Annotated in this window: 17 protein-coding genes; 5 read left to right on the top strand and 12 right to left on the bottom strand. The window is 70.1% G+C overall.

Going from position 1 to position 20,522, the window contains the following annotated elements; all coding sequences use genetic code 11:
* Nucleotides 1–29: 29 nt before the first annotated feature.
* The 5 genes from eno to RS85_RS12540 form a co-directional block, all read right to left on the bottom strand.
* Nucleotides 30–1,310 (bottom strand): phosphopyruvate hydratase, encoded by a 1,281-nt coding sequence (gene eno / locus RS85_RS12560; protein WP_046013805.1) that lies wholly within the window; start codon nt 1,308–1,310, stop codon nt 30–32.
* A gap of 76 nt (nt 1,311–1,386) precedes the next feature.
* Nucleotides 1,387–2,046 (bottom strand): O-methyltransferase, encoded by a 660-nt coding sequence (locus tag RS85_RS12555; RefSeq protein WP_046013804.1) that lies wholly within the window; start codon nt 2,044–2,046, stop codon nt 1,387–1,389.
* 42 nt (nt 2,047–2,088) lie between these two features.
* Complete coding sequence (locus RS85_RS12550; protein WP_046013803.1) at nt 2,089–3,042, bottom strand: CPBP family intramembrane glutamic endopeptidase; 954 nt, start codon at nt 3,040–3,042, stop codon at nt 2,089–2,091.
* Nucleotides 3,039–4,064, bottom strand: coding sequence for a DUF1648 domain-containing protein (locus RS85_RS12545; protein ID WP_046013802.1), 1,026 nt, complete (start codon nt 4,062–4,064; stop codon nt 3,039–3,041). The genes RS85_RS12550 and RS85_RS12545 overlap by 4 nt, the downstream gene beginning before the upstream one ends.
* Nucleotides 4,061–4,435, bottom strand: a complete 375-nt coding sequence (locus RS85_RS12540) for a GntR family transcriptional regulator (protein ID WP_046013801.1) — start codon at nt 4,433–4,435, stop codon at nt 4,061–4,063. Before RS85_RS12540 ends, RS85_RS12545 begins: the two co-directional genes overlap by 4 nt.
* A gap of 124 nt (nt 4,436–4,559) precedes the next feature.
* On the opposite strand from RS85_RS12540, the gene RS85_RS12535 reads away from it, so the two are divergent.
* Nucleotides 4,560–5,789, top strand: coding sequence for an APC family permease (locus tag RS85_RS12535; protein ID WP_046013800.1), 1,230 nt, complete (start codon nt 4,560–4,562; stop codon nt 5,787–5,789).
* Here the strand turns inward: RS85_RS12535 and RS85_RS12530 are convergent.
* The gene (locus RS85_RS12530; RefSeq protein ID WP_082087614.1) at nt 5,715–6,587 is read right to left on the bottom strand and encodes an AraC family transcriptional regulator; all 873 of its coding nucleotides are present in this window, start codon (nt 6,585–6,587) and stop codon (nt 5,715–5,717) included. The two genes, RS85_RS12535 and RS85_RS12530, sit on opposite strands and share 75 nt — an antisense overlap.
* 96 nt (nt 6,588–6,683) lie before the next feature.
* On the opposite strand from RS85_RS12530, the gene RS85_RS12525 reads away from it, so the two are divergent.
* The gene (locus tag RS85_RS12525; protein ID WP_046013968.1) at nt 6,684–7,214 is read left to right on the top strand and encodes a VOC family protein; all 531 of its coding nucleotides are present in this window, start codon (nt 6,684–6,686) and stop codon (nt 7,212–7,214) included.
* On the opposite strand, the gene RS85_RS12520 is transcribed toward RS85_RS12525, so the two are convergent.
* The 4 genes from RS85_RS12520 to RS85_RS12505 all read right to left on the bottom strand — a co-directional run bounded on the left by RS85_RS12520 (nt 7,183) and on the right by RS85_RS12505 (nt 11,344).
* Nucleotides 7,183–7,989: an SGNH/GDSL hydrolase family protein gene (locus RS85_RS12520; protein ID WP_046013967.1), complete on the bottom strand. Its 807-nt coding sequence runs from the start codon at nt 7,987–7,989 to the stop codon at nt 7,183–7,185. The two genes, RS85_RS12525 and RS85_RS12520, sit on opposite strands and share 32 nt — an antisense overlap.
* 175 nt (nt 7,990–8,164) lie before the next feature.
* A complete protein-coding gene (locus tag RS85_RS12515; RefSeq protein ID WP_046013799.1) occupies nt 8,165–9,451 on the bottom strand; it encodes a histidine--tRNA ligase in 1,287 nt (428 codons plus the stop codon).
* Nucleotides 9,452–9,524: 73 nt separating this feature from the next.
* Nucleotides 9,525–10,181, bottom strand: coding sequence for a MazG family protein (locus tag RS85_RS12510; protein ID WP_046013798.1), 657 nt, complete (start codon nt 10,179–10,181; stop codon nt 9,525–9,527).
* Nucleotides 10,178–11,344 carry a Na+/H+ antiporter NhaA gene (locus RS85_RS12505; protein ID WP_046013966.1) on the bottom strand — a complete coding sequence of 389 codons (1,167 nt, stop codon included), beginning with the start codon at nt 11,342–11,344 and terminating at the stop codon, nt 10,178–10,180. Before RS85_RS12505 ends, RS85_RS12510 begins: the two co-directional genes overlap by 4 nt.
* A gap of 85 nt (nt 11,345–11,429) precedes the next feature.
* Between RS85_RS12505 and RS85_RS12500 the strand changes: the two genes are divergently transcribed.
* Together RS85_RS12500 and gdhA are read left to right on the top strand one after the other, a co-directional pair.
* Nucleotides 11,430–14,144, top strand: coding sequence for a phosphoenolpyruvate carboxylase (locus tag RS85_RS12500; protein ID WP_046013797.1), 2,715 nt, complete (start codon nt 11,430–11,432; stop codon nt 14,142–14,144).
* Between the two features lie 47 nt (nt 14,145–14,191).
* Complete coding sequence (gene gdhA / locus RS85_RS12495; RefSeq protein ID WP_046013796.1) at nt 14,192–15,562, top strand: NADP-specific glutamate dehydrogenase; 1,371 nt, start codon at nt 14,192–14,194, stop codon at nt 15,560–15,562.
* A gap of 244 nt (nt 15,563–15,806) precedes the next feature.
* Here the strand turns inward: gdhA and RS85_RS12490 are convergent, their stop codons facing one another.
* The gene (locus RS85_RS12490; protein ID WP_046013795.1) at nt 15,807–16,409 is read right to left on the bottom strand and encodes a gamma carbonic anhydrase family protein; all 603 of its coding nucleotides are present in this window, start codon (nt 16,407–16,409) and stop codon (nt 15,807–15,809) included.
* A 167-nt stretch (nt 16,410–16,576) separates the two neighbouring features.
* Between RS85_RS12490 and RS85_RS12485 the strand changes: the two genes are divergently transcribed.
* Nucleotides 16,577–16,942 carry a VOC family protein gene (locus RS85_RS12485; RefSeq protein ID WP_046013794.1) on the top strand — a complete coding sequence of 122 codons (366 nt, stop codon included), beginning with the start codon at nt 16,577–16,579 and terminating at the stop codon, nt 16,940–16,942.
* On the opposite strand, the gene mfd is transcribed toward RS85_RS12485, so the two are convergent.
* Entirely contained in the window at nt 16,929–20,492 is a 3,564-nt protein-coding gene (mfd, locus tag RS85_RS12480) for a transcription-repair coupling factor (RefSeq protein ID WP_162836774.1), read from the bottom strand. The genes RS85_RS12485 and mfd overlap by 14 nt on opposite strands.
* Nucleotides 20,493–20,522: the final 30 nt, after the last annotated feature.

The following is a 20,522-nucleotide window of genomic DNA, read 5'->3' as shown; positions in this document are numbered from 1 at the left end:
GAGGCGGTGAGAATCTGTCTCTGCGTGTCTCAGCCCTGGTAGCGCGGGAAGGCCGAACGGCCGGCGAAGACTGCAGCGTCGCCCAGTTCTTCCTCGATGCGCAGAAGCTGATTGTACTTCGCGACGCGCTCGCTGCGAGCAGGCGCACCCGCCTTGATCTGACCCGAGTTCGTCGCGACGACGAGGTCGGCGATCGTGGTGTCCTCGGTCTCACCCGAACGGTGCGACAGCATCGCGGTGTAGCCCGAGCGCTGCGCCAGGCTGACCGCGTCGAAGGTCTCGGTGAGCGTGCCGATCTGGTTGACCTTCACCAGCAGCGAGTTCGCGACGCCGCGCTTGATGCCGTCGGCCAGACGCGCCGGGTTGGTGACGAACAGGTCGTCGCCGACGAGCTGGACACGCGTGCCGAGGGCGTCGGTGAGGTGCTTCCAGTTGTCCCAGTCGTCCTCGGCGAGAGCGTCCTCGATCGTGACGATCGGGAAGTCGTTCACGAGGCCGACGTAGTACTCGGTCAGCGCGGCGGCATCCCAGTCCTTGTTGTCGAGACGGTAGACGCCGTCCGTGAAGAACTCGGTGGCGGCGACGTCGAGGCCGAGTGCGATGTCGGTTCCCGGCGTGAAGCCGGCCTTCTCGATCGCCTTCACCAGGAAGTCGAGGCCCTCGCGGTTGCTGGGCAGGTCGGGAGCGAAGCCGCCCTCGTCGCCGAGCCCCGTCGCGTAGCCGGCGGCCTTCAGCTCGGCGCGCAGCACGTGGTAGGTCTCGACACCCCAGCGCAGCGCCTCCGAGTAGGACTCGGCACCGATCGGCGCGAGGAAGAACTCCTGCATGTCGATGCCGTTGTCGGCGTGCTCTCCGCCGTTGATGACGTTGAACAGCGGAACGGGCAGCAGGTGCGCGTTCGGACCGCCGAGGTAGCGGAACAGGGGCAGGTCTGCCGAATCGGCAGCGGCCTTGGCGGTCGCGAGGCTGACGCCGAGGATCGCGTTCGCGCCGACGCGCTTCTTGTTCTCGGTGCCGTCGACCTCGATGAGGATCTCGTCGACGATGCGCTGCTCGCTCGCCTCGATACCCTCGAGGGCCGGGCCCAGCTCGTCGATGACGGCCTCGACGGCCTTGCGGACACCCTTGCCGCCGTAGCGGCTCTTGTCTCCGTCGCGGAGCTCGTACGCCTCGAATGCACCCGTGGATGCACCGGAGGGGACGGCCGCCCGCTGGACGATGCCGTCGTCGAGGAGGACCTCCACCTCGACGGTCGGGTTTCCGCGCGAGTCGAGAATCTCGCGTGCGCCTACAGCCTCGATCAGTGCCACTGATGTGCTCCTTGTTCAGAGAGAAGGTGTGTGTGGAGCGTCGTCGGTCCGCGCTCAGTCTAGCCCGGGGGTGGTGTCACACCACGAGGGCGAGCGCGACGCCGTCCCAGCCCTTCGCGCCGACCGTCTGCAGCGCTGTCGCGTCGAACCGCGGGTCGTCGCCGAGCATCCGCAGCCCGTCCCGGGTGCCGTCGACCTTGGAATCGGTCGAGTCCTCGCGCACGATCTCACCCTCGCGTCCGATGTTGTCAAGGACGATCACGGTGCCGGGACGCCCGAGCCTCGCCGCCCAGTCGAGATAGATCGTGTTGGACTCCTTGTCGGCGTCGATGAAGACCAGGTCGAACTCGCCGTCCAGGGTGGGGAGCACGTCGGCACCGCGGCCGACGCGGATGTCGACGCGGTCACCCACGCCGGCTGCGTCGATGCTGGCGCGGGCGACTGCAGCGTTGTCCGCTTCGGCCTCGATCGTGACGACCCGACCGTGCGGCCCGACGGCGCGGGCCATCCAGATCGTGGAGTACCCGCCGAGCGTGCCGATCTCGAGCACCCGGCGGGCGCCGCTGATGCGCACGAGCAGGTCGAGCAGCTTGCCCGCCACGGGCGCGACCTCGATCTCGGGGAGTCCGGCCTCGCGCTGCGCGGTGAGTGCCGCCTCCAGCGCGGGGTCGTGCCCGACGAGGGTCTCGGCGAGGAAGGCGTCGGTCTGCGACCAGGCTGCGGGGGTGGATTCCATGACCTCAGCCAACCCTCGCCCCGCCAGCGCGTCAAGAGCGCGTCAGGAGCGCGGTGCGGACAGCAGTCTGCCGGATGCTCCGGCGAGCTCCGGCTGCTGACGGAACTGCCCCGTGAGCGCGAGGACCGCGATGACGACGGCGAGGACGATCCAGCCCGCCACTCCGAGCGGACCGGCGAGCCCCAGGTCGGGCTTCGCCGCAGCGAAGAGGACGATGAGCCCGCCGGCGGCATTGAGTGAGCCGTGCGCGATGACCGCCGGCCAGACGGATGCCGAGCGCAGGCGCAGCCAACCGAGCAGGATGCCCCAGGCGATGCATCCGCCGATCATCAGCAGCACGCCGCTGATGTCGGTGCGGCCGAAGTTGTACCCGAGCAGGATGATCGGGCTGTGCCAGAACCCCCAGATCGCGCCGCTGATCAGCAGCGCCGGCCAGGTGCCGAGCGGCCGGAGAGCGGGGACGAGCCATCCCCGCCAGCCCAGCTCCTCGCCGAACGCCGGGATCGCGTTGATGAGGGCCCCGAGCGGGATCATCGCGATCTGGGCGAAGACGACGACCTCGACCGGCGGAACCGGAGTTCCTGCGGGCAGCGCTTTCTGAAGTTCGACGGCGAAGGCCGCGAACGTGAGGTCGAGCTGCACGAATCCGAGCGCGGCGGAGAGCAGGATGCTCAGCGCGACGAGCACCGGGGGAACCAGCCAGGCGGCGACCATCAGCCAGACGATCCGCTTCGCGGGACGCAGCGGCCACAGCCCGAGGAAGCGAACCCGCTCTCCCCGCGCCGGGACCCGGAGGACGAAGGTCACGATGAGCGCCGCGATCGCCGGGGTGAGCATCATCACCGGCAGCAGCACGCCCGCGAACGGCTCTGCGAGCCCCTCGCCCAGCCAGAGCGGCAGGGCGACGAGCCAGGCCAGCGCACAGGCGAGCACCCAGAACACGATCACGGCTACCCAGGGCACCCGTCGTGCGGAGGAAGAGCGGAAGTCGGTCATGAGCTTGCCTTTCTGGTGTCGACGAAGGCTTGCAGCAGGGCCGCTGCTTCCTCCGCCCCGTCGATCGTGACGATGAACGGACGCCGGGTGCTGTGGGAGATCTCGACGGCGGCGCCGCGGCGCATGATGATCCCGCTCCGGCCGTCCGGGGCGATGCGCCATCCCCAGCCGCCGAACTCGCCGAACGGCGAGATGTCGACGGCCCGCACCGACTCGATCTCGTCGAGCGGAATCGTGATGCGCGGCCAGCCCAGCGTGGCCCGGGCGGTGAACCCCTCCGGAGTCACCCTCACCCGGAAAGCGGTGGTCGCAGCCATCGCGAAGGCCAGGATCACCACCGCGGCTGCGACGATCCACCCGCCCTGAACACCGGTGAGAAGCATGAACGCAGCGAGGGCCATGAGCCCGAGCAGCAGCGCCACCAGGGAGAGCACCGCCACGCGGGGCATGGTCGTCGTCGCGACCCAGACGACGCGCTCCCCCGCCGCGATGCGCAGGATCTGCCGCGGTTCGAGCGTGCGTCCGACCTCTGGGAGCACCCGGGGTTGCACGGCCCAGGCCACGGCGCCCACGATCAGGAGCGTCGCGAAGCTCACGGCCAGGACGCCGCCGATCCCCGGCACGGCGGCCGCGTCGGCGAGGTCGCGCTGGATGGCGAGCGAGCCGAGGCCGATGGTGGCGGCAAAAGCGGCGAGCCCGGCGGCGAGCGCACCCATCAGACGCGCGGCCCCACCCCAGTGCGCTCCGACCGCGGCGAGGGTCGTGACCGCCAGGATCGCCGGCAGGCCGAGGCCGACGGCGAGGAGGATCCAGAGGTACACGGATGGCGGTCCGAACGCGTCCGCACCGTCGACACCCCAGTGCGTCACGACCTGGGCGGGCAGAGAGGGCAGCCAGGCAAGAATCGTGATCAGGGCGATCACCGTGATCACGAGCGGCACGATGACCGCGACGAGGAAGAACGTCAGGCGCGCGCGCCTGAGCAGCGACGGGGGCGTGCGGGTCAGGTCATGAGTGGTCATGGCGCTTCCTCCTCGGATCGCGGACTGCGGTGCGCGTGGACGATACCTGCGAGCGTCTCGGGCGATACTCCGAGTGCGCCCGCCCGTCGCACCAGGGCGTCGATCTCCTGGGCGAGCTCGGCGAGTGGCGCGGCCGATGCTCCGATCACGGCTCCTCGGCCGCGGCGAAGATCGACGAGCCCTTCGTCGCGCAGCCGCTGGTACGCGTGCAGCACAGTGTGCTGGTTGATGTCGAGGGCGTCGGCGACGTCGCGCGCTGCGGGAAGGCGATCTCCCGGCACGAGCGCGCCGGCCAGGATGTCGGAGCGGATGGATGCCGCGACCTGGTCGTACAGCGGTCGAGGACTGTCGGCATCGACGCGGATCAGCATGTGAGCTCCTTCCTCTCGAATCTCTTACTTATTCTACTCGAACTATAACAAAGGGGACAGCCTTCCTGTCGCGTCCCTTCGCCCGCAACGCCGTCCGTTCACCTGCCCGTGGCACGATGACCTCATGCCCCTCGCCCGCCGACTGACGCTCGGAGACGCCGTCGCGATCGGCCTGGGATCCATGATCGGCGCCGGCGTGTTCGCCGTGTGGGCGCCGGCGGTCGCGGTGGCCGGCAGCGGCATCCTCGTGGCGCTCGCGATCGCCGCCGTCGTGGCGTACTGCAACGCGACGGCATCCGCTCAACTCGCGGCGGCGCACCCGGTCGCCGGCGGCACCTACTCGTACGCGCGCGCCGAGATCGGACCGTGGTGGGGATTCATCGCCGGGTGGAGCTTCGTCATCGGCAAGATCGCGAGCTGCGCCGCCATGGCGATGACCTTCGCGGCCTATGCCGCCCCCGCAGGGTGGCAGGTCCCGGTCGCCGTGCTCGCCGTGGCGGCACTCGCAACCGTGAACTGCTTCGGTGTGACGCGCACAGCGCTGGTCACCCGCATCCTCGTGGCATGTTCGCTCCTCGGTCTCGCGATCGTCGTGGCAGTGGGCTTCGGCTCGGCATCCGCGGCGACGCCCGCGCCGCTTCCCGACGTCTCGGCATACGGGATCCTGCAGGGCGCGGGGCTGCTGTTCTTCGCGTTCGCCGGCTATGCGCGCATCGCCACCATGGGTGAAGAGGTCGTCGATCCCGCGAAGACCATCCCGCGGGCGATCGTCCTCGCCCTCGGCGGCGCCGTGATCGTCTACGCGCTTGTCGGTGTCGCGGTCGTACAGGTGCTCGGAGCCGAGGTCGTCGACTCCACCGCACCTCTCGCCGATCTGCTCGTCACAGCGGGTTGGCCCGCTCTGGCACCCGTCATCCGGGTGGCTGCCGCGGCAGCATCGCTCGGCGCTCTCCTCGCCCTGCTGACCGGAATCGGACGGACGACGCTGGCGATGGCACGCGAGAGCGACGTGCCGCGCTTCCTTGCGAAGGTCAGCGCACGTTTCCAGGTGCCGCAGCGGGCCGAGATCGCGATCGCCGCGGTCGTCATCGTGATCGTGCTGGTCGCCGACCTCCGCGGTGCGATCGGGTTCTCGTCCTTCGGAGTGCTGCTGTACTACCTGATCGCGAATGCCGCGGCGTTCCGGCAGACGACGGCCGCTCGCCGCTATCCGCGCGTCCTGCAGGTCGTCGGAGCGCTCGGCTGTCTGGTGCTGGTGAACAGTCTCCCTGTCATCGCCTCACTCGCCGGCACGGCCGTCGTCGTGCTCGGCGTCGGGTACCGGATGCTGCGCCTGCGACTCGCCCGCCGCTGAACTGGCCCCGACGGAGAACTCGGCGGAGGATTCGGAGCGATACGTTTGCGGTGCGATGCCGAGCACGGCCTGGAAGTCGCGGGTCAGATGCGCGTGGTCGGCGTAGCCGAACTCCGCCGCGATCGTGGCCAGGTCCGTGCCGGGCTTCTCGCGCACGAGCTGAGCCGCTTCCTGCAGCCGACGGCGGCGGATCATCGCCGCGGGCGACAGGCCGATGTGCCGATGGGTCATTCGTTGCAGCGTGCGCATCGACACCGAGAGTCGCGTCGCGGCCTCCTCGGGAGTGAGGGCCGCGCCCTCCCCCATCAGCACGTCGAACAGCGCGTTGGCGTGATGCGCCGCATCGTCGAGCGCGCCCACCCTCTCGCGCAGCCACCGCGCGAACGATGCGACCGCGCGCTCCCGGTGGCCGTCACCCGAACCCATGCCGGCCGTCACCGCAGCGAGCAGTTCGGGCGCGTCGACCGGTTCTTCCGTATCGATAAGCGCGGCCGGCTCGGTCACGAGCTCTGCCACGGCAGCCGGGCGCAGCAGCGCGCCGACCGCCCAGCCGCGTCCGCGCAGATCGCGGTGCGAGGCGCGCGTCGTCGCGCCGGCGAGCGACACCCCGTGGGGCTCCACGACCAGGTTGAGCGACGGGTAGGAGACGACCTCCTGCCGCGACGAGCGCCCTGGCTCGATGTCCCACTCCGGGATCCAGAACCAGGCGACCAGGTCGGCGACCTCGGCGGGCGGGGGCAGCCGATGAAACTCCGGCAGCCTCGCCGGATACAGGATGCCGCGGGTCGGATTCACCATGCGCCCAGCGTAGGGTCCAGCCCCGACACCGTGGGGCTCGCGAGGTTGGCGCGGATCTTCAAGCCCCCGGCATCCGCCCCGCCGTACCGTGAGGGCATGACCATGGATGAGAACCCCACCACCGGCGCCACCGGCGCTCACACGACCGATGGACGACCGCACGGCGCGACCTCGCTCACCCCATTCCTGGCGATTCCCGGAGCGAGGCAGGCGATCGAGTTCTACCGCGACGTCTTCGGCGCGCGCGTCGTCGACGTCACGGAGTTCGACGGCGTCGTCGCCCACGCCGACCTCGACTTCGGGCATGGGCTCCTTCAGCTCGGCGAGCCGAACCCCGAGTACCACCTCGTACCCTCCCCCGAGGGTGATGACGACTGCTATTCGATGGGCCTGTACGTGTCCGACGTCGACTCGGTGGTCGAGAAGGCCGTCGCGGCAGGAGCGACGGTGCGCGAGGCGCCGGCGCTGTTCGTGTCGGGCGACCGGTTCGCCAGCATCCGCGATCCGTTCGGCGTGCGCTGGTCGGTGATGACCCGCGTCGAGGACATCTCCGACGAGGAGAGCAGCCGCCGCGTCGCGGAGTGGGCCGCGTCGTTCAGCTCGGCTCCGACCGACGCGGCGAGCTGACCGCCTCCTCGGCAGCGCGGCAGACGGCGGGGAGCAGCGCCTCGGCCGTGCGCCGGTAGCCGAGAGGGCTCGGATGGAAACGATCGAGGCTGAACATCGCCTCCGGCTCGTCGAAGAACATCGGACCGACCGCCCTGCGCAGGTCGACGGCCTCCGCCCCCGAGTGTCGCGCCGTCTCGGCCTGGATGTCGGCGAGCCGGCGCGACATGCTCGACGCCAGTCGCCGCAGCGGCTGCGGCACCGGACGCAGGGCGCCGAGGTCGGGGCACGTCCCGACGACGACCTGCGTGCCCGCTTCGCGCAGGCGCCGGATCGTCTCGTGGAGATGCTGCGCCGACAACGACGGCGGCAGCCGGTGCGTCACGTCGTTGCCGCCGACCACGATCACCGCGACGTCCGGGCGATATCCCTCCGGCAGCGTGTCGAGCTGCGCCGGAAGATCCGGGGACTCGGACCCCACGACAGCCGCGGTGTGCAGGCGCACGGGCCGTCGCATCCGACGTGCCGTGCCCTTGGCGAGCCGTCCGCCGAGGGTCTCCTTGCGTTTCTCAGCGCCGAGCCCTGCCGCGATCGAGTCGCCGAGGATCAGCAGGTCGATGGGCTCGCCGTCGAGAGCCGACCGCCACACGCGATCCGCGTCCAGGGAATCCGCGCCGAGCGGCTTCCCGATCCGCTTCCGCGCAAGCGCCGCCTGACGAGTGAGGACGAGACGGATGCCGACGAGCGCGGTCGCCACGACCAGGCCCGCGACGATGACGAGACGGATACGGCGCACACGCCGATTCGACACGATCGGCGTGAACGCCGCGTGAACGGGCGTCGCCTCGGGAGCGGGAACCCTGTCAGCGGGGATCCCGCGGTACACCTGTCGGGAGAAAGTACTGATGCCGGGCCGATTCGGCCGTTTCTCCCGACATCCGGGCATTCTCCCGACAGATGTACCAGGCCGATCAGCTCAGCGGCTTGAGCTCCAGCTCCGCGGAACCGGCGCGCACGCTCGCGAAGTGCGTGTAGCCGTCGGCGGCCGAGCGCTCGAGCAGTGCCTTCAGGTTCTTCGTCCGTCGCTCCAGACGCACGCGGGCACCGGTCGCGATGAGGCGAGCCTTGTGCGCGACGAGTTCGGCGACCGGGGCGTCGGCGTCGTGGATCAGCACGACGGCCTGCGCCGCGGCATCCGATTCGGTGGTGACGAGATCGACGAGGCGCTCGAAGCCGAGCGAGAAGCCGACAGCGGGCACGTCCTGCCCGAGGAAGCGGCCGATCATCCCGTCGTAGCGACCGCCTCCGCCGAGCGAGTAGGCGACAGAGGGGTGCGCGAGTTCGAAGATCGTGCCCGTGTAGTAGCCCATCCCCCGCACGAGGAACGGGTCGAACACGAGCGGGATCTCGACGGGCTCCTGGGCCCCCGAGCCTGTCGAAGGGCGCCCGGCTGCCACGGCCTCGCCGATGCCGACCAGGTGCGCCACGATGTCGTCGGGTGCGTTCTCGGGCAGCGCCTTGCGGATCTGCGCCTCGCCGTACGGGTGGTACTCCATGGTCTGCGGCCGGCGCAGGAACTCCTCGAACGCGTCGACGGGTGCGGTGCTGCTCCCCTGTCGCAGCGCCCGCTCGCGGAGTTCCGCACCGACTCCCTCGGCACCGATCTTGTCGAGCTTGTCGATCGTGATGAGGACGCCGGGGCGCTCCTCGGCCGTGAAGCCGAAGCTGTCGAGCATCCAGTCGAGCACGCGCCGGTCGTTGATGCGCACCGAGGCGCCGTCGAGGCCGAGACGGTCGACGGCGTCGAGCGACGCGACCATGAGCTCGGCTTCGGCGCGGGAAGAGTCGTCGCCGATGATGTCGATGTCGCACTGCACGAACTGGCGGTAGCGACCCTTCTGCGGGCGCTCGGCGCGCCAGACCGGCCCGATCTGGATCGAGCGGAACACGCCGGGGAGTTGCCCGCGGTTGCTCGCGTAGAAGCGCGCGAGCGGCACGGTCAGGTCGTAGCGGAGACCGAGGTCGGAGAGCGCGGCCGGATCGTCGGCCGCCTCGCGGATGGCATCGGCGTCGAGACCACGGCGCAGGATATTGAAGGAGAGCTTCTCGTTGTCGCCGCCGATGCCGGCATGCAGCCGGTCGTACTCCTCGACCACGGGCGTCTCGATCTCGTCGAATCCGTGCGAGAGATACCGGTCGCGGATGACGGAGAGCACGCGCTCACGGCGGGCCTTGTCGGCGGGGAGGATGTCGCGCATGCCGCGCGGCGGGTTCACAGTAGCCACGGTTCCATCTTCCCAGGTCCGGTGCCGCGGGCGTGCCCGCCCGGGTTCAGGACGCCGCTTCCGCGTCGCGGACCTCGTGCTCCAGCAGCCGCAGCCGCTCGCGCAGCGCGCGTTCCGCATCCCACCCTTGGGTCCGCGCGGTCGCGACGAGCGCCAGGAGCGCGTCACCGAACTCGGCTTCGGATGCCGGTGCGGCGACGACGACCGCAGGCGGGGTCACTCCGGCTCCCGCAGCGCGACCCACGAGCTTCTGCGCGAGCGCGAGCGCCGGCATCCCGCGCGGCACGCCGTCCAGCACGCTCGTGCGGGTGCGCTTCTCGGCCGCCTTCGCGGCGTTCCAGTGCACGAGGACCTCTTCGGGAGTCGTCGCGACCTCTCCGGCGAAGACGTGCGGATGCCGGCGCACCATCTTCTCGGTCAGGGTCGCGGCCACATCGTCGATGCCGAACGGGTCATCGGGATCCTGCGCGGCGATCGCCGCATGGAACAGCACCTGCCAGAGCAGATCGCCGAGCTCTTCGCGCAGATCGTCGCGCGTGCCGCTCTCGACGGCATCGATGACCTCGTGCGACTCCTCGATCAGATACGGCACGAGATCGCGGTGCGTGATCTGCTGAGACCAGACACAGCGTTCCCGGACGGCGCGCATCGTCTCTGCCGCGACGCGCAGCGGGTCGCTGTCCGTCCGCTCCTCGTCGCTCATGACGTCACCGCCGCGGTCCGGCGGTACCAGCGCGCACGCAGCGACACGATGATGCCGGAGAGCACGAGCGCGATGAGCGAGCCGACCAGCACGCCGAGGATCGCCTCGTCGCGGATCCCGTCGTCCGTGGCGAACGCGAGATTGGCGAGCAGCAGCGAGACCGTGAATCCGATTCCGCCGAGCGCGCCCGCCGCCACGATGTCCGCGAACGGCAGGGCGGGCGGGGCCCCCTTCGGGCGGATGCGCATGCCGACCCAGCCGAACAGCGAGATGCCGACGATCTTGCCGACCGGGAGGGCGACGACGATCGCCCAGAAAGCCGGCGACAGCTCTCCCGGAGACACGGCCGGAATCACCACGAAGGCGGCGACGAACGCGAACACCGGCAGGATGACGCCGTTCACGGCCGGTTCGAGCGCGTGCCGGGTGCGACCGGCGGGCACGGGCGACATCACCAGCCCGAGGAGGACGCCCGCGATCGTCGCGTGGATGCCGGATGCCGCGACCAGACCCCAGGTCACGACGGCGACGACGACCATCGCCACGGCGATCGCGAAGTGGCCGTGCTCGTGGAGCAGTCGGCTGAGCAACCAGAACGCCGCCACGCCGACGACGGCGAGGGCGAGGAGCACCCACTGCACGTCATGCGCGAAGAGCACGGCGATGAAGATGATGCCGACGATGTCGTCGAGGATCGCCAGGGCCAGCAGGAAGACGCGGACGCTCGACGGCAGACCCCGTCCGAACATCGCCAGCACCCCGAGGGCGAAGGCGATGTCGGTGGCGGTCGGGATCGGCCAGCCCATCGCCGTGTCGCCGCTCCCGGCGATCAACAGATACACCGCGATCGGTACCAGCACGCCACCGGCGGCAGCGATGGCGGGCTGCAGCGCCTTCCGCGGAGAGTCGAGCTCGCCGTGGGTCAGCTCGTGCCGCAGCTCGATGGCCACGACGAGGAAGAAGACGGCCAGGAGTCCGTCGGACACCCAGTGCGCCACCGACAGGTCGAGCCCGGTGCCCGGCACCGCGATGCGGAAGTCCAGCACGGCGGCGAGTGCATCGTGGGTCGGCAGGTTCGCCAGCAGCAGTCCGAGACCTGCGGCGACGAGCAGGAGGACGGCGGGGAACTGCTGACCGCGGAGGGGGTTCGCTGAGATGCGCATCGCCTCCATCGTAGATCGCGCGCGTCGGATGCTGCCGGGCGTCATGCGTGCAGGACACCCCGACCGACGGCGATACTCTCGAAGCGTGACCCCCGCACACGAATTTCCCGAGCCCACGAACACCGAGGCCATCCGCGTGATCGGCCGCTTCGAAGCCGGCCAGGGCATCCCCGACGCGATGCGCTCCGACGTGCGCATGCTCGGCGCGCTGCTCGGCCAGGTGCTGCGCGAAGCCGGCGGAGACGACCTCTTCGAGGACGTCGAGCGCCTGCGGCTCGCGACGATCCAGGCCTATGACGAGGAGACGTCCGGCGCCTTCGAGCGGGCGGCGGCCATCGCCGAGTCGTTCACGGTCGCTCGGGCCGACGAGGTCGCCCGCGCCTTCACCTGCTACTTCCATCTGGTGAACCTCGCCGAGGAGCACCAGCGCGTGCGTGTGCTCCGCGAACGGGCCGGCCAGCCCGGCCCTTCGACGGGCTCAGGGGCCCAGGGTCGGGCGGCCGACACCGTCGCCACGGCATACGCGCGACTGCGCACCGAGGTCGGCGACGACGAGGCGCGACGCCGCCTGGACGGCCTGCGCTTCCACCCGGTCTTCACCGCCCACCCGACCGAGGCGCGCCGTCGCGCCGTGTCGTCCAGCATCCGCCGCCTGTCCGAGCTGCTCACGCAGCACGACTCCGCGAGCGAGAGCGGTGCCGAGCAGCATCGCGCCCGGCGCCGCATGCTCGAGGAGATCGACACCCTGTGGCGCACCGCGCCGCTGCGTGCACAGAAGCCGTCGCCGACCGACGAGGTCCGCACCGTCATGGGCGTGTTCGACGAGACGCTCTTCACCACGGTCCCGCACGTCTATCGGCGCATCGACGATGCGCTGCGCGGCGAGGAGTCCGGCTCCAGCGCCCCGATCGTGCCCGCCTTCGTGCGCATCGGCTCCTGGGTCGGCGGCGACCGCGACGGAAACCCCTTCGTGACGGCATCCGTCACGCGCGAGGCGTCGCAGATCGCCGCGGACCACGTGCTCCGCGGCCTGGAGCGCGCCCTCGACCGCATCGGTCGCACCCTCACGCTCGCCGCCGACGACACACCGCCCAGCGCCGAGGTCACCGCTCTCTGGGATGCTTTCGCGGCCACCGAGCCGGACGTCGCCGGTGAACTCGCCGCGCGCTCCCCCGACGAACCGCACCGCCGTGTGCTGCTGGTGTTCGCGCGCCGCGTCGCGGCGACGCGCCACGGTGACGCCGAGCGCGGCTACACGCGTCCCGAACAGCTGCTGGCGGATCTCCGCGCCGTGCAGACGTCGCTGGCGGACGCCGGAGCGAAGCGCCACGCGTTCGGCGGGGTGCAGCATCTCATCTGGCAGGTCGAGACCTATGGCTTCCACCTGACCGAGCTCGAGGTGCGCCAGCACTCCCAGGTGCATGCGAAGGCCCTGGCCGAGCTGGAGGCGGGCGAGGTGCTCAGCGCGCAGACCGAGGAGGTTCTGGAGCTGTTCCGCGTGATCGCGGAGATCCAGCGCGATCGCGGCACCCGCGCGGCAGGTCGTTACGTGGTGTCGTTCACGCAGTCGGCATCCGACCTCGCGAACGTGCACCGCCTCGCGCGGCACGCACTCGGCGACGACGTACCCGTGCTCGATGTCGTTCCGCTGTTCGAGACCTTCGCCGATCTGCAGGCCGCCCCCGAGATCCTCGCCGAGGTCGTCACGTTCCCCGAGTTCCGGGAGCGCATGGCCACGACCGGGAACAAGCTCGAGGTCATGCTCGGCTACTCCGACTCGTCGAAGGACGTCGGCCCCGTCGCCGCGAACCTCGCGCTCTACGAAGCGCAGGAGAAGATCGCCCGCTGGGCGAAGGACTCCGACATCGAGTTGACCCTCTTCCACGGCCGCGGCGGTGCTCTCGGTCGTGGTGGCGGACCCGCGAACTCCGCGATCCTCGCGCAGCCGCCGCACTCGGTCGACGGCCGATTCAAGCTCACCGAGCAGGGCGAGGTCATCTTCGCCCGCTACGGCGAGCCGGCCATCGCGATGCGGCACATCGACCAGGTCGCCGCGGCCACGCTCCTCGCCTCGTCGCCCTCGGAGGAGGCGCGCACCAGCAGCGCCGCCGCCCGCTACGCCGAGGTCGCCTCAATCATGGACAGGACGTCGCGCGAGCGGTTCTTCTCGCTGGTCAAGGCTGACGGCTTCGCCCCGTGGTTCGCCACGGTCACCCCGCTCGAAGAGATCGGTCTGCTGGCGCTCGGCTCACGGCCGGCACGCCGCGGCCTCTCGGTCGAGTCGCTCGAGGACCTCCGTGCGATCCCGTGGGTGTTCGCGTGGACGCAGGCGCGTATCAACCTCGCCGGCTGGTTCGGCCTCGGCACCGCACTGGACGCCGTCGGCGACGCCGAACTGCTCACCGAGGCGTACCGCGAATGGCCGCTGCTGCGCACGATGATCGACAACGTCGCGATGAGCCTGGCGAAGACCGACGAGCGCATCGCGCGGCAGTACCTCGCCCTCGGTGACCGCGACGACCTCGCAGCCCTGGTGCTCGACGAGCTCGCGCTCACCCGGCAGTGGGTGATCCGGCTCACGGGCGGCGAGGGACTGCTCGAGAACAAGCCGGTGCTGCAGCGCGCCGTGCAGCTGCGGAGCCCGTACGTCGATGCGCTCTCGTTGCTGCAGCTGCGTGCGCTGCGGGCCCTGCGCTCCGCCGTCGAGGAGCCGGGCGGGTCGGGCGCGGATGCCGAACAGCAGCGACTGCTCCTGCTGTCGGTGAGCGGCGTCGCCGCCGGCCTGCAGAACACCGGGTGAGTCGCGCCGCCGCACGTCCCCCCATCCCCCCACAGAGAGCTCTCTTCGTGACCACTACGCCTTCCACCGTCTTCCACCCGCTCGCCCCGGCCGTCCAGCCCGTCTTCGACACGGTGCTGTCGCGGAGCCCGCACGAGGCGGAGTTCCACCAGGCCGTGCACGAGGTGCTGAACTCGATCACGCCGGTGCTGGAGCGGCATCCGGAGTACGTCGACGGCGGTATCCTCGAGCGGCTGGTCGAGCCCGAGCGGCAGATCCTGTTCCGGGTGCCGTGGGTGGATGACGCGAGCCGGCTGCAGGTCAACCGCGGTTACCGCATCCAGTTCTCCTCGGTGCTCGGCCCGTACAAGGGCGGACTGCGCTTCCACCCGTCCGTGAACCTGTCGATCATCAAGTTCCTCGGGTTCGAGCAGATCTTCAAGAACGCGCTGACGGGCCAGGGAATCGGCGGCGGCAAGGGCGGGTCCGACTTCGACCCGCACGGCCGGTCGGATGCCGAGGTCATGCGCTTCTGCCAGTCGTTCATGAACGAGCTGTACCGGCACCTCGGCGAACACACCGACGTTCCCGCCGGCGACATCGGCGTGGGCGGACGCGAGATCGGCTACCTGTTCGGCCAGTACCGGAAGGTGACCAACCGTCACGAGTCCGGCATGTTCACGGGTAAGGGCACCGGCTGGGGCGGCGCGGAGGTGCGCACCGAAGCGACCGGCTACGGCGCGGTGTTCTTCGCGCAGGAGATGCTCGCCGTGCACGACGATTCCCTCGCGGGCAAGCGCGTCGCCATCTCGGGTTCGGGCAACGTCGCGATCTACGCGATTCAGAAGGCCACGCAGCTGGGCGCGACCCCGGTGACGGCATCCGACTCCTCCGGCTACGTCGTCGACGACGCGGGCATCGACGTCGACCTGCTCCGCCAGCTCAAGGAGGTCGAGCGTGCCCGCATCGTCGAGTACGCGAACCGCCGCCCGAGCGCGCGCTTCGTCGAGGGCGGCAGCGTGTGGGAGGTGCCGGTCGACATCGCGGTGCCCTCCGCCACGCAGAACGAGGTGAGCCTCGCCGACGCCGAGGCTCTGATCGCGAACGGCGTGCGCGCGGTGTCCGAGGGCGCGAACATGCCGTGCGTGCCGGCCGCGGTCGACGCGTTCCAGAACGCCAGGGTGTTGTTCGCTCCGGGCAAGGCGGCCAACGCGGGAGGCGTCGCGACGTCGGCGCTCGAGATGAGCCAGAACGCGTCGCGCCAGCGCTGGACGTTCCACGACAGCGAGAACAAGCTCCGCGAGATCATGGGCGACATCCACCGTGCCGCCTTCGACGCCGCCGAGCGTCATGGCCGGCCGGGAGACTACGTCGCCGGTGCGAACATCGCCGGGTTCGAGCGCGTGGCTGCGGCGATGCTCGCGCAGGGCGTCATCTGAGGCGGATGCCCTCGAGGTCGGGAGCGTCGCGCCTGACTCGGCACGCCTGACTCGGCACGCCTGACTCGGCAGGTGGCGCATCTGGCCGCAACCCACGCGGCGAAGCGACGATATGTGACACCTCCGCGCCGGGCGGGAGCGTCGCCGATTCGGCAGGTGGCACATATGGCCGGCTCCCCCGCCTCGACGCGACGTTTCGCGCCACCTTCCGCTGACGACGACGGATGCGGGAGAGCGGATGCTGCTACCGGGCAACCTCGCGATCGTGGGCGTGCCGTGCGAGCGAGCGGCCGTAGCGCTCGGTGAGCTGCACCATCAGGTCGGGGGTGTCGCGGTCGACGCCGAAGACATGGCCGGGGAAGTCGAGCTCGGGCTGCGCGGCCGTGATCTCGGCCTCGCGGTCGGGTGAGAACAGTTGCATCGGATGGCCCACGGCCACCCAGCCGATCGGCACCACCGTGCCTTCGGGCAGCACGGCACGGCGATGCACGATGGCGTTGACCCGCACCTCGCAGCGATCGCCGATCAGCGCGCCGTTGAAGATGCGGGCTCCGGACGCGAGGAACACCTCTTCGCCGACGGTCGCTCCGGCGATGCTCGTCAGCGTGCCGACCAGGGTGTGCGCCCCGATGTGCACGGCGTTCGCGGCGGTGGCACGGATCAGCGCGTTCTCCATCACGATCACGTTCTCGCCGAGGGTGATCGGTCCACCCTCCGCGGTGATCACGGCGCCGTGCAGCACCTGGCAGTCGGGACCGATCTCCACGTCGCCGGAGATCACGGCGGTGGGAGCGATGACGGCGGTGTCATGGATCCGGGGCCGAGCCCCGAGGTGCTCGTACAACATGCGGCCAGACTAGTCCCGCGGCGGGACCGGCGGTGGACGCTTTGTCGGGACGGCGTGCGGTTGTCCCGGCGATTCGCACTGACACCTCCCGACGAACGCACATTCTCCCGACGAAGTGAACAGGGCCGGTCGTTGACTACGCCGCCGAGCCGACCTACTCTCCCGGCATGACGGTCACCAGCCTCTTCCCCGTCCTCCGTACGGCCGACCTGCCCCGGCTCCGTGGCTTCTACGAGGCCGCGCTCGGCGCGGAACTCACATATTGCTACGACCAGGACGGCATCGATGTGTACGTGTCGCTCGCCGTCGGCGGTGGATCTCTCGGCATCGGATTCGAGGCGGACGTGCCCCGCGGAGAAGCGATCGCCGTCTGGTTCTACTCCGACGACGTCGACGCCGCCTACGGCTCCGCTCTCGCCGCCGGCGCGGCATCCGTCCTCCCACCGGAGGACATGCCGTGGGGCGAGCGGGTCGCGCAGGTTCGGGATCCCGACGGCAATCTGCTCTACCTCGCGACGGCTACTCCGTCTTGACCGGCTCCGGGAAGATCGCTGTGAACAGCTGCCCGACCCACTCGAGCAGCTGCGCGTCGGGCAGGGGCTCGAGACCGACGCCCACCGCCGCGGCGACCGTCGGCATCGGCACCACGAGTGCCTCTCCCCCGGCCACGAGCTTCGCCTTCGGGTAGAGCCGCTGCAGCCGCACCTTGATCGAGTCCTCGAGGCGCGCCGGCGCGATGCGCAGGTTCGACCCCATCACGACGACATCCGTCAGACCTGCCCGCGCGGCTCTGCGGCGCAGACGCGAGATCGCCAGCAGTCCCTCCACCTCTTCGGGCGGCGTGCCGTAGCGGTCGACCAGTTCTTCGATCACCAGGTCGATCGCGTCGTCCTTGGCCGTCGCAGCCGAGGCCGCCGAGAGCTTCTGGTATGCCTCGAGACGCAGCCGCTCGCTGTCGATGTAGTACTCGGGAATTCGGGCGTCGAGCGGCAGCTCCAGTCGCAGCTCCTGCCCGGTCTCGACCTCGTCCCCGCGGAACGTCGCCACGGCCTCGCCGATCATGCGCAGGTACAGGTCGAATCCGACCCCCGCGATGTGCCCGGCCTGCTCCGCGCCGAGCATGTTGCCCGCGCCGCGCAGCTCGAGGTCCTTCAGCGCCACCTGCATGCCCGAGCCGAGCTCGTTGTTCACCGCGATGGTCTGCAGTCGATCGGCGGCGGTCTCGGACAGCGGCTTCATCTCGTCGTACAGGAAGTAGGCGTAGGCGCGCTCACGTCCGCGCCCCACACGACCACGCAGCTGGTGCAGCTGGCTGAGGCCGTACTTGTCGGCGCGGTCGATGATGATGGTGTTCGCGTTGGAGATGTCGAGGCCGGTCTCGATGATGGTCGTCGACACGAGCACGTCGAACTTGCGCTCCCAGAAGTCGTCGACCACCTGCTCGAGCTGGTGCTCCCCGAGCTGACCGTGGGCGACCGCGATGCGCGCCTCCGGGACGATCTCGGCGAGCTGAGCGGCGACCCGCTGAATCGACTGCACCCGGTTGTGCACGAAGAACACCTGGCCTTCGCGCAGGATCTCCCGTCGGATCGCCGCCGCGATCTGCTTGTCGCTTCGGGGGCCGACGAACGACAGGATCGGATGCCGGTCCTCCGGCGGCGTCGCGAGCGTCGACATCTCGCGGATGCCGGTGACCGCCATCTCGAGCGTGCGCGGGATGGGCGTCGCGCTCATCGCGAGGATGTCGACGTTCGTCTTCATCTTCTTGAGGGTGTCCTTGTGCTCGACGCCGAACCGCTGCTCCTCGTCGATGATCATGAGGCCGAGATCCTTGAACAGGACCCCCTCCGTCAGGATGCGGTGGGTGCCGATGACCATGTCGACCGAGCCCTCGAGCAGCCCCTGGAGGGTGAGCCTGACTTCCTTGTCACTCTGGAAGCGGGACAGCGCACGGACCTTCACGGGGAAGCCTGCGAACCTTTCGGTGAACGTCTCCATGTGCTGCTTGACCAGCAGAGTGGTCGGCACCAGCATCGCGACCTGCTTGCCGTCCTGAATGGCCTTGAACGCCGCCCGCACGGCGACCTCGGTCTTGCCGAAGCCGACGTCGCCCGAGAGCAGGCGGTCCATCGGGATGGGCCGTTCCATATCGGCCTTGATCTCGTCGATCGTCTGCAGCTGGTCGGGCGTCTCCGCGAAGGGGAAAGCCTCTTCCAGCTCGCGCTGCCACGGCGTGTCAGGGCCGAAGGCGTGGCCCTTCGCGCTCATCCGCGCGGAGTAGAGCTTCACGAGCTCGACGGCGATGTCGCGGACGGCCTTGCGCGCCTTGCCCTTGGCCTGCGACCAGTCGCTGCCGCCCATCTTCGAGAGCGTCGGAGCCTCGCCGCCCACATACTTCGAGAGCGAGTCGAGCTGATCCGTGGGCACGAAGAGCTTGTCGCCCGGGTAGCCGCGCTTGGAGGGCGCGTACTCCAGGACGAGGTAGTCGCGGGTCGACTTGGTCGCGTTGCGTCCGCCGGTCGAGACCTCGCGCTTGGTCATCTCGACGAAGCGGCCGATGCCATGGGTCGCGTGCACGACGAAGTCGCCGGGCTTGAGCTGCAGCGGGTCGACGACGTTCTTGCGCCGCGAGGCGAGCTTGCGGACGACGCGCTGGTCGCCGCCGATCGTGCGCCCGTAGAACTCGTTGTCGGTGAGGACGGCGAGCTTCGCCTCGGGCACCTGGAAGCCCGACTCGACGGATCCGGTGACCAGGGTCGCGACGCCGGTGTCCGGAGCCTCGGCCAGCTGCTCGACGATGCGGGCGGCGACTCCACGATCGGAGAGCACATCACGAGCACGGTCGACGAGACCATGACCGGCCGCGATCACCACGACGCGCCATCCGTCGGCGACCTTCGCGTCGACGAATGAGATCGCGCCGTCGACGTTGCCGTGGAACGAGGGGATGACGGCGGACTCGACGGTCTCGGCATCCATGTCGCCGATGCTGAACGGGCTCAGCCGCCACCAGACGCCGCCGCGATCGCGCACGACCTCGCGCAGCTGCGCGATCGTGCGGAAGTCGCCGGCGCCGAGATCGATCGGGGCGGATGCTCCCGAGGTCGCGGCGCTCCACGCCGCGTCGAGGAACTCGCGGTTGGTCTCACCGAGGGTGAGCGCGCGCGCTGTCGAGCGCTCCGGGTCGACGACGGCGGTGGCGCTGCCCTCCGGCAGGTACTCGGCGAGCGACTTGAGGGGTCCGGAGACCGCCGGCAGCAGCGACTCCATACCCTCGACCGGGATGCCCTCGGCCATCTTCTCCAGCATCCCGGAGATCGCCGGGAAGCCGCCGATCAGCGCGCGGGCGCGATCGCGGACGTCGGGTGTGAGCAGCAGCTCGCGGCTCGGCGGAAGGTCGACGCCGGCGACATCGCCGGGCAGGGAACGCTGGTCTGCGACCGAGAACGCCCGGATCTGGTCGATCTCGTCGCCGAAGAACTCGACGCGGAACGGATGCTCCGAGGTCGGCGGGAACACATCGAGGATGCCGCCGCGCACCGCGAACTCTCCGCGGCGCGACACCATGTCGACGCGGGAGTACGCCCGTTCCACGAGCTGCTCCGCGACGTGGTCGAGCTCGTTGCCTCGGCTTCCGGTCGTGAGCTCGAGCGGTGCGATCTCACCGAGGTTGCCCGCGATCGGCTGCAGGGCGGCGCGGACGGAGGCGACGACGATGAGCGGATGTGAGCCTGACCAGTCGGCGATCCGCCGGAGGGTCTGCAGTCGCTGGCCGACCGTGTCGGGGCTGGGACTCAGGCGCTCGTGGGGCAGGGTCTCCCACGCCGGGAACTGGAGGATGTCGGCATCCGGCAGATACGCGCCCAGCGCCGCGGCCACGCTCTCCGCCCGACGGCCGGTGGGTACCACGACGAGCAGCGCCGCGGGGTGGCCGGCAGCAGCGCGCTTCTGGAGCAGGCCGGCGAGCACCGGTGCATCGAGTCCGTCGACCATTCCGAGGTCGGCGTCGGTGTGCGCCCAGCCGAGGGCGTCACGGTACAGAGACGCCTCTTCCAAGGCGCGCAGAATCCCCGGAACAGTCACCGGACAAGACTAGCCGCGCCCACCGACATG

This window comes from Microbacterium sp. SA39 (genome assembly GCF_000967865.1).
Lineage (GTDB): Bacteria > Actinomycetota > Actinomycetes > Actinomycetales > Microbacteriaceae > Microbacterium.
The sequence above is the reverse complement of the archived record's forward strand: the minus strand, read 5'-3'. Positions and strand labels throughout refer to the sequence as shown.

What these genes read in the sequence shown, in the direction of transcription:
- RS85_RS12555 (WP_046013804.1), bottom strand. Translation starts at nt 2,046, where the DNA reads ATGGAATCCACCCCCGCAGCCTGGTCGCAGACCGACGCCTTCCTCGCC.
- RS85_RS12490 (WP_046013795.1), bottom strand. Translation starts at nt 16,409, where the DNA reads ATGTTGTACGAGCACCTCGGGGCTCGGCCCCGGATCCATGACACCGCC.
- RS85_RS12545 (WP_046013802.1), bottom strand. Translation starts at nt 4,064, where the DNA reads ATGACCACTCATGACCTGACCCGCACGCCCCCGTCGCTGCTCAGGCGC.
- RS85_RS12530 (WP_082087614.1), bottom strand. Translation starts at nt 6,587, where the DNA reads ATGGTGAATCCGACCCGCGGCATCCTGTATCCGGCGAGGCTGCCGGAG.
- RS85_RS12510 (WP_046013798.1), bottom strand. Translation starts at nt 10,181, where the DNA reads ATGAGCGACGAGGAGCGGACGGACAGCGACCCGCTGCGCGTCGCGGCA.
- RS85_RS12505 (WP_046013966.1), bottom strand. Translation starts at nt 11,344, where the DNA reads ATGCGCATCTCAGCGAACCCCCTCCGCGGTCAGCAGTTCCCCGCCGTC.
- RS85_RS12515 (WP_046013799.1), bottom strand. Translation starts at nt 9,451, where the DNA reads ATGCGCGACATCCTCCCCGCCGACAAGGCCCGCCGTGAGCGCGTGCTC.
- RS85_RS12550 (WP_046013803.1), bottom strand. Translation starts at nt 3,042, where the DNA reads ATGACCGACTTCCGCTCTTCCTCCGCACGACGGGTGCCCTGGGTAGCC.
- RS85_RS12540 (WP_046013801.1), bottom strand. Translation starts at nt 4,435, where the DNA reads ATGCTGATCCGCGTCGATGCCGACAGTCCTCGACCGCTGTACGACCAG.
- RS85_RS12525 (WP_046013968.1), top strand. Translation starts at nt 6,684, where the DNA reads ATGACCATGGATGAGAACCCCACCACCGGCGCCACCGGCGCTCACACG.
- RS85_RS12485 (WP_046013794.1), top strand. Translation starts at nt 16,577, where the DNA reads ATGACGGTCACCAGCCTCTTCCCCGTCCTCCGTACGGCCGACCTGCCC.
- RS85_RS12535 (WP_046013800.1), top strand. Translation starts at nt 4,560, where the DNA reads ATGCCCCTCGCCCGCCGACTGACGCTCGGAGACGCCGTCGCGATCGGC.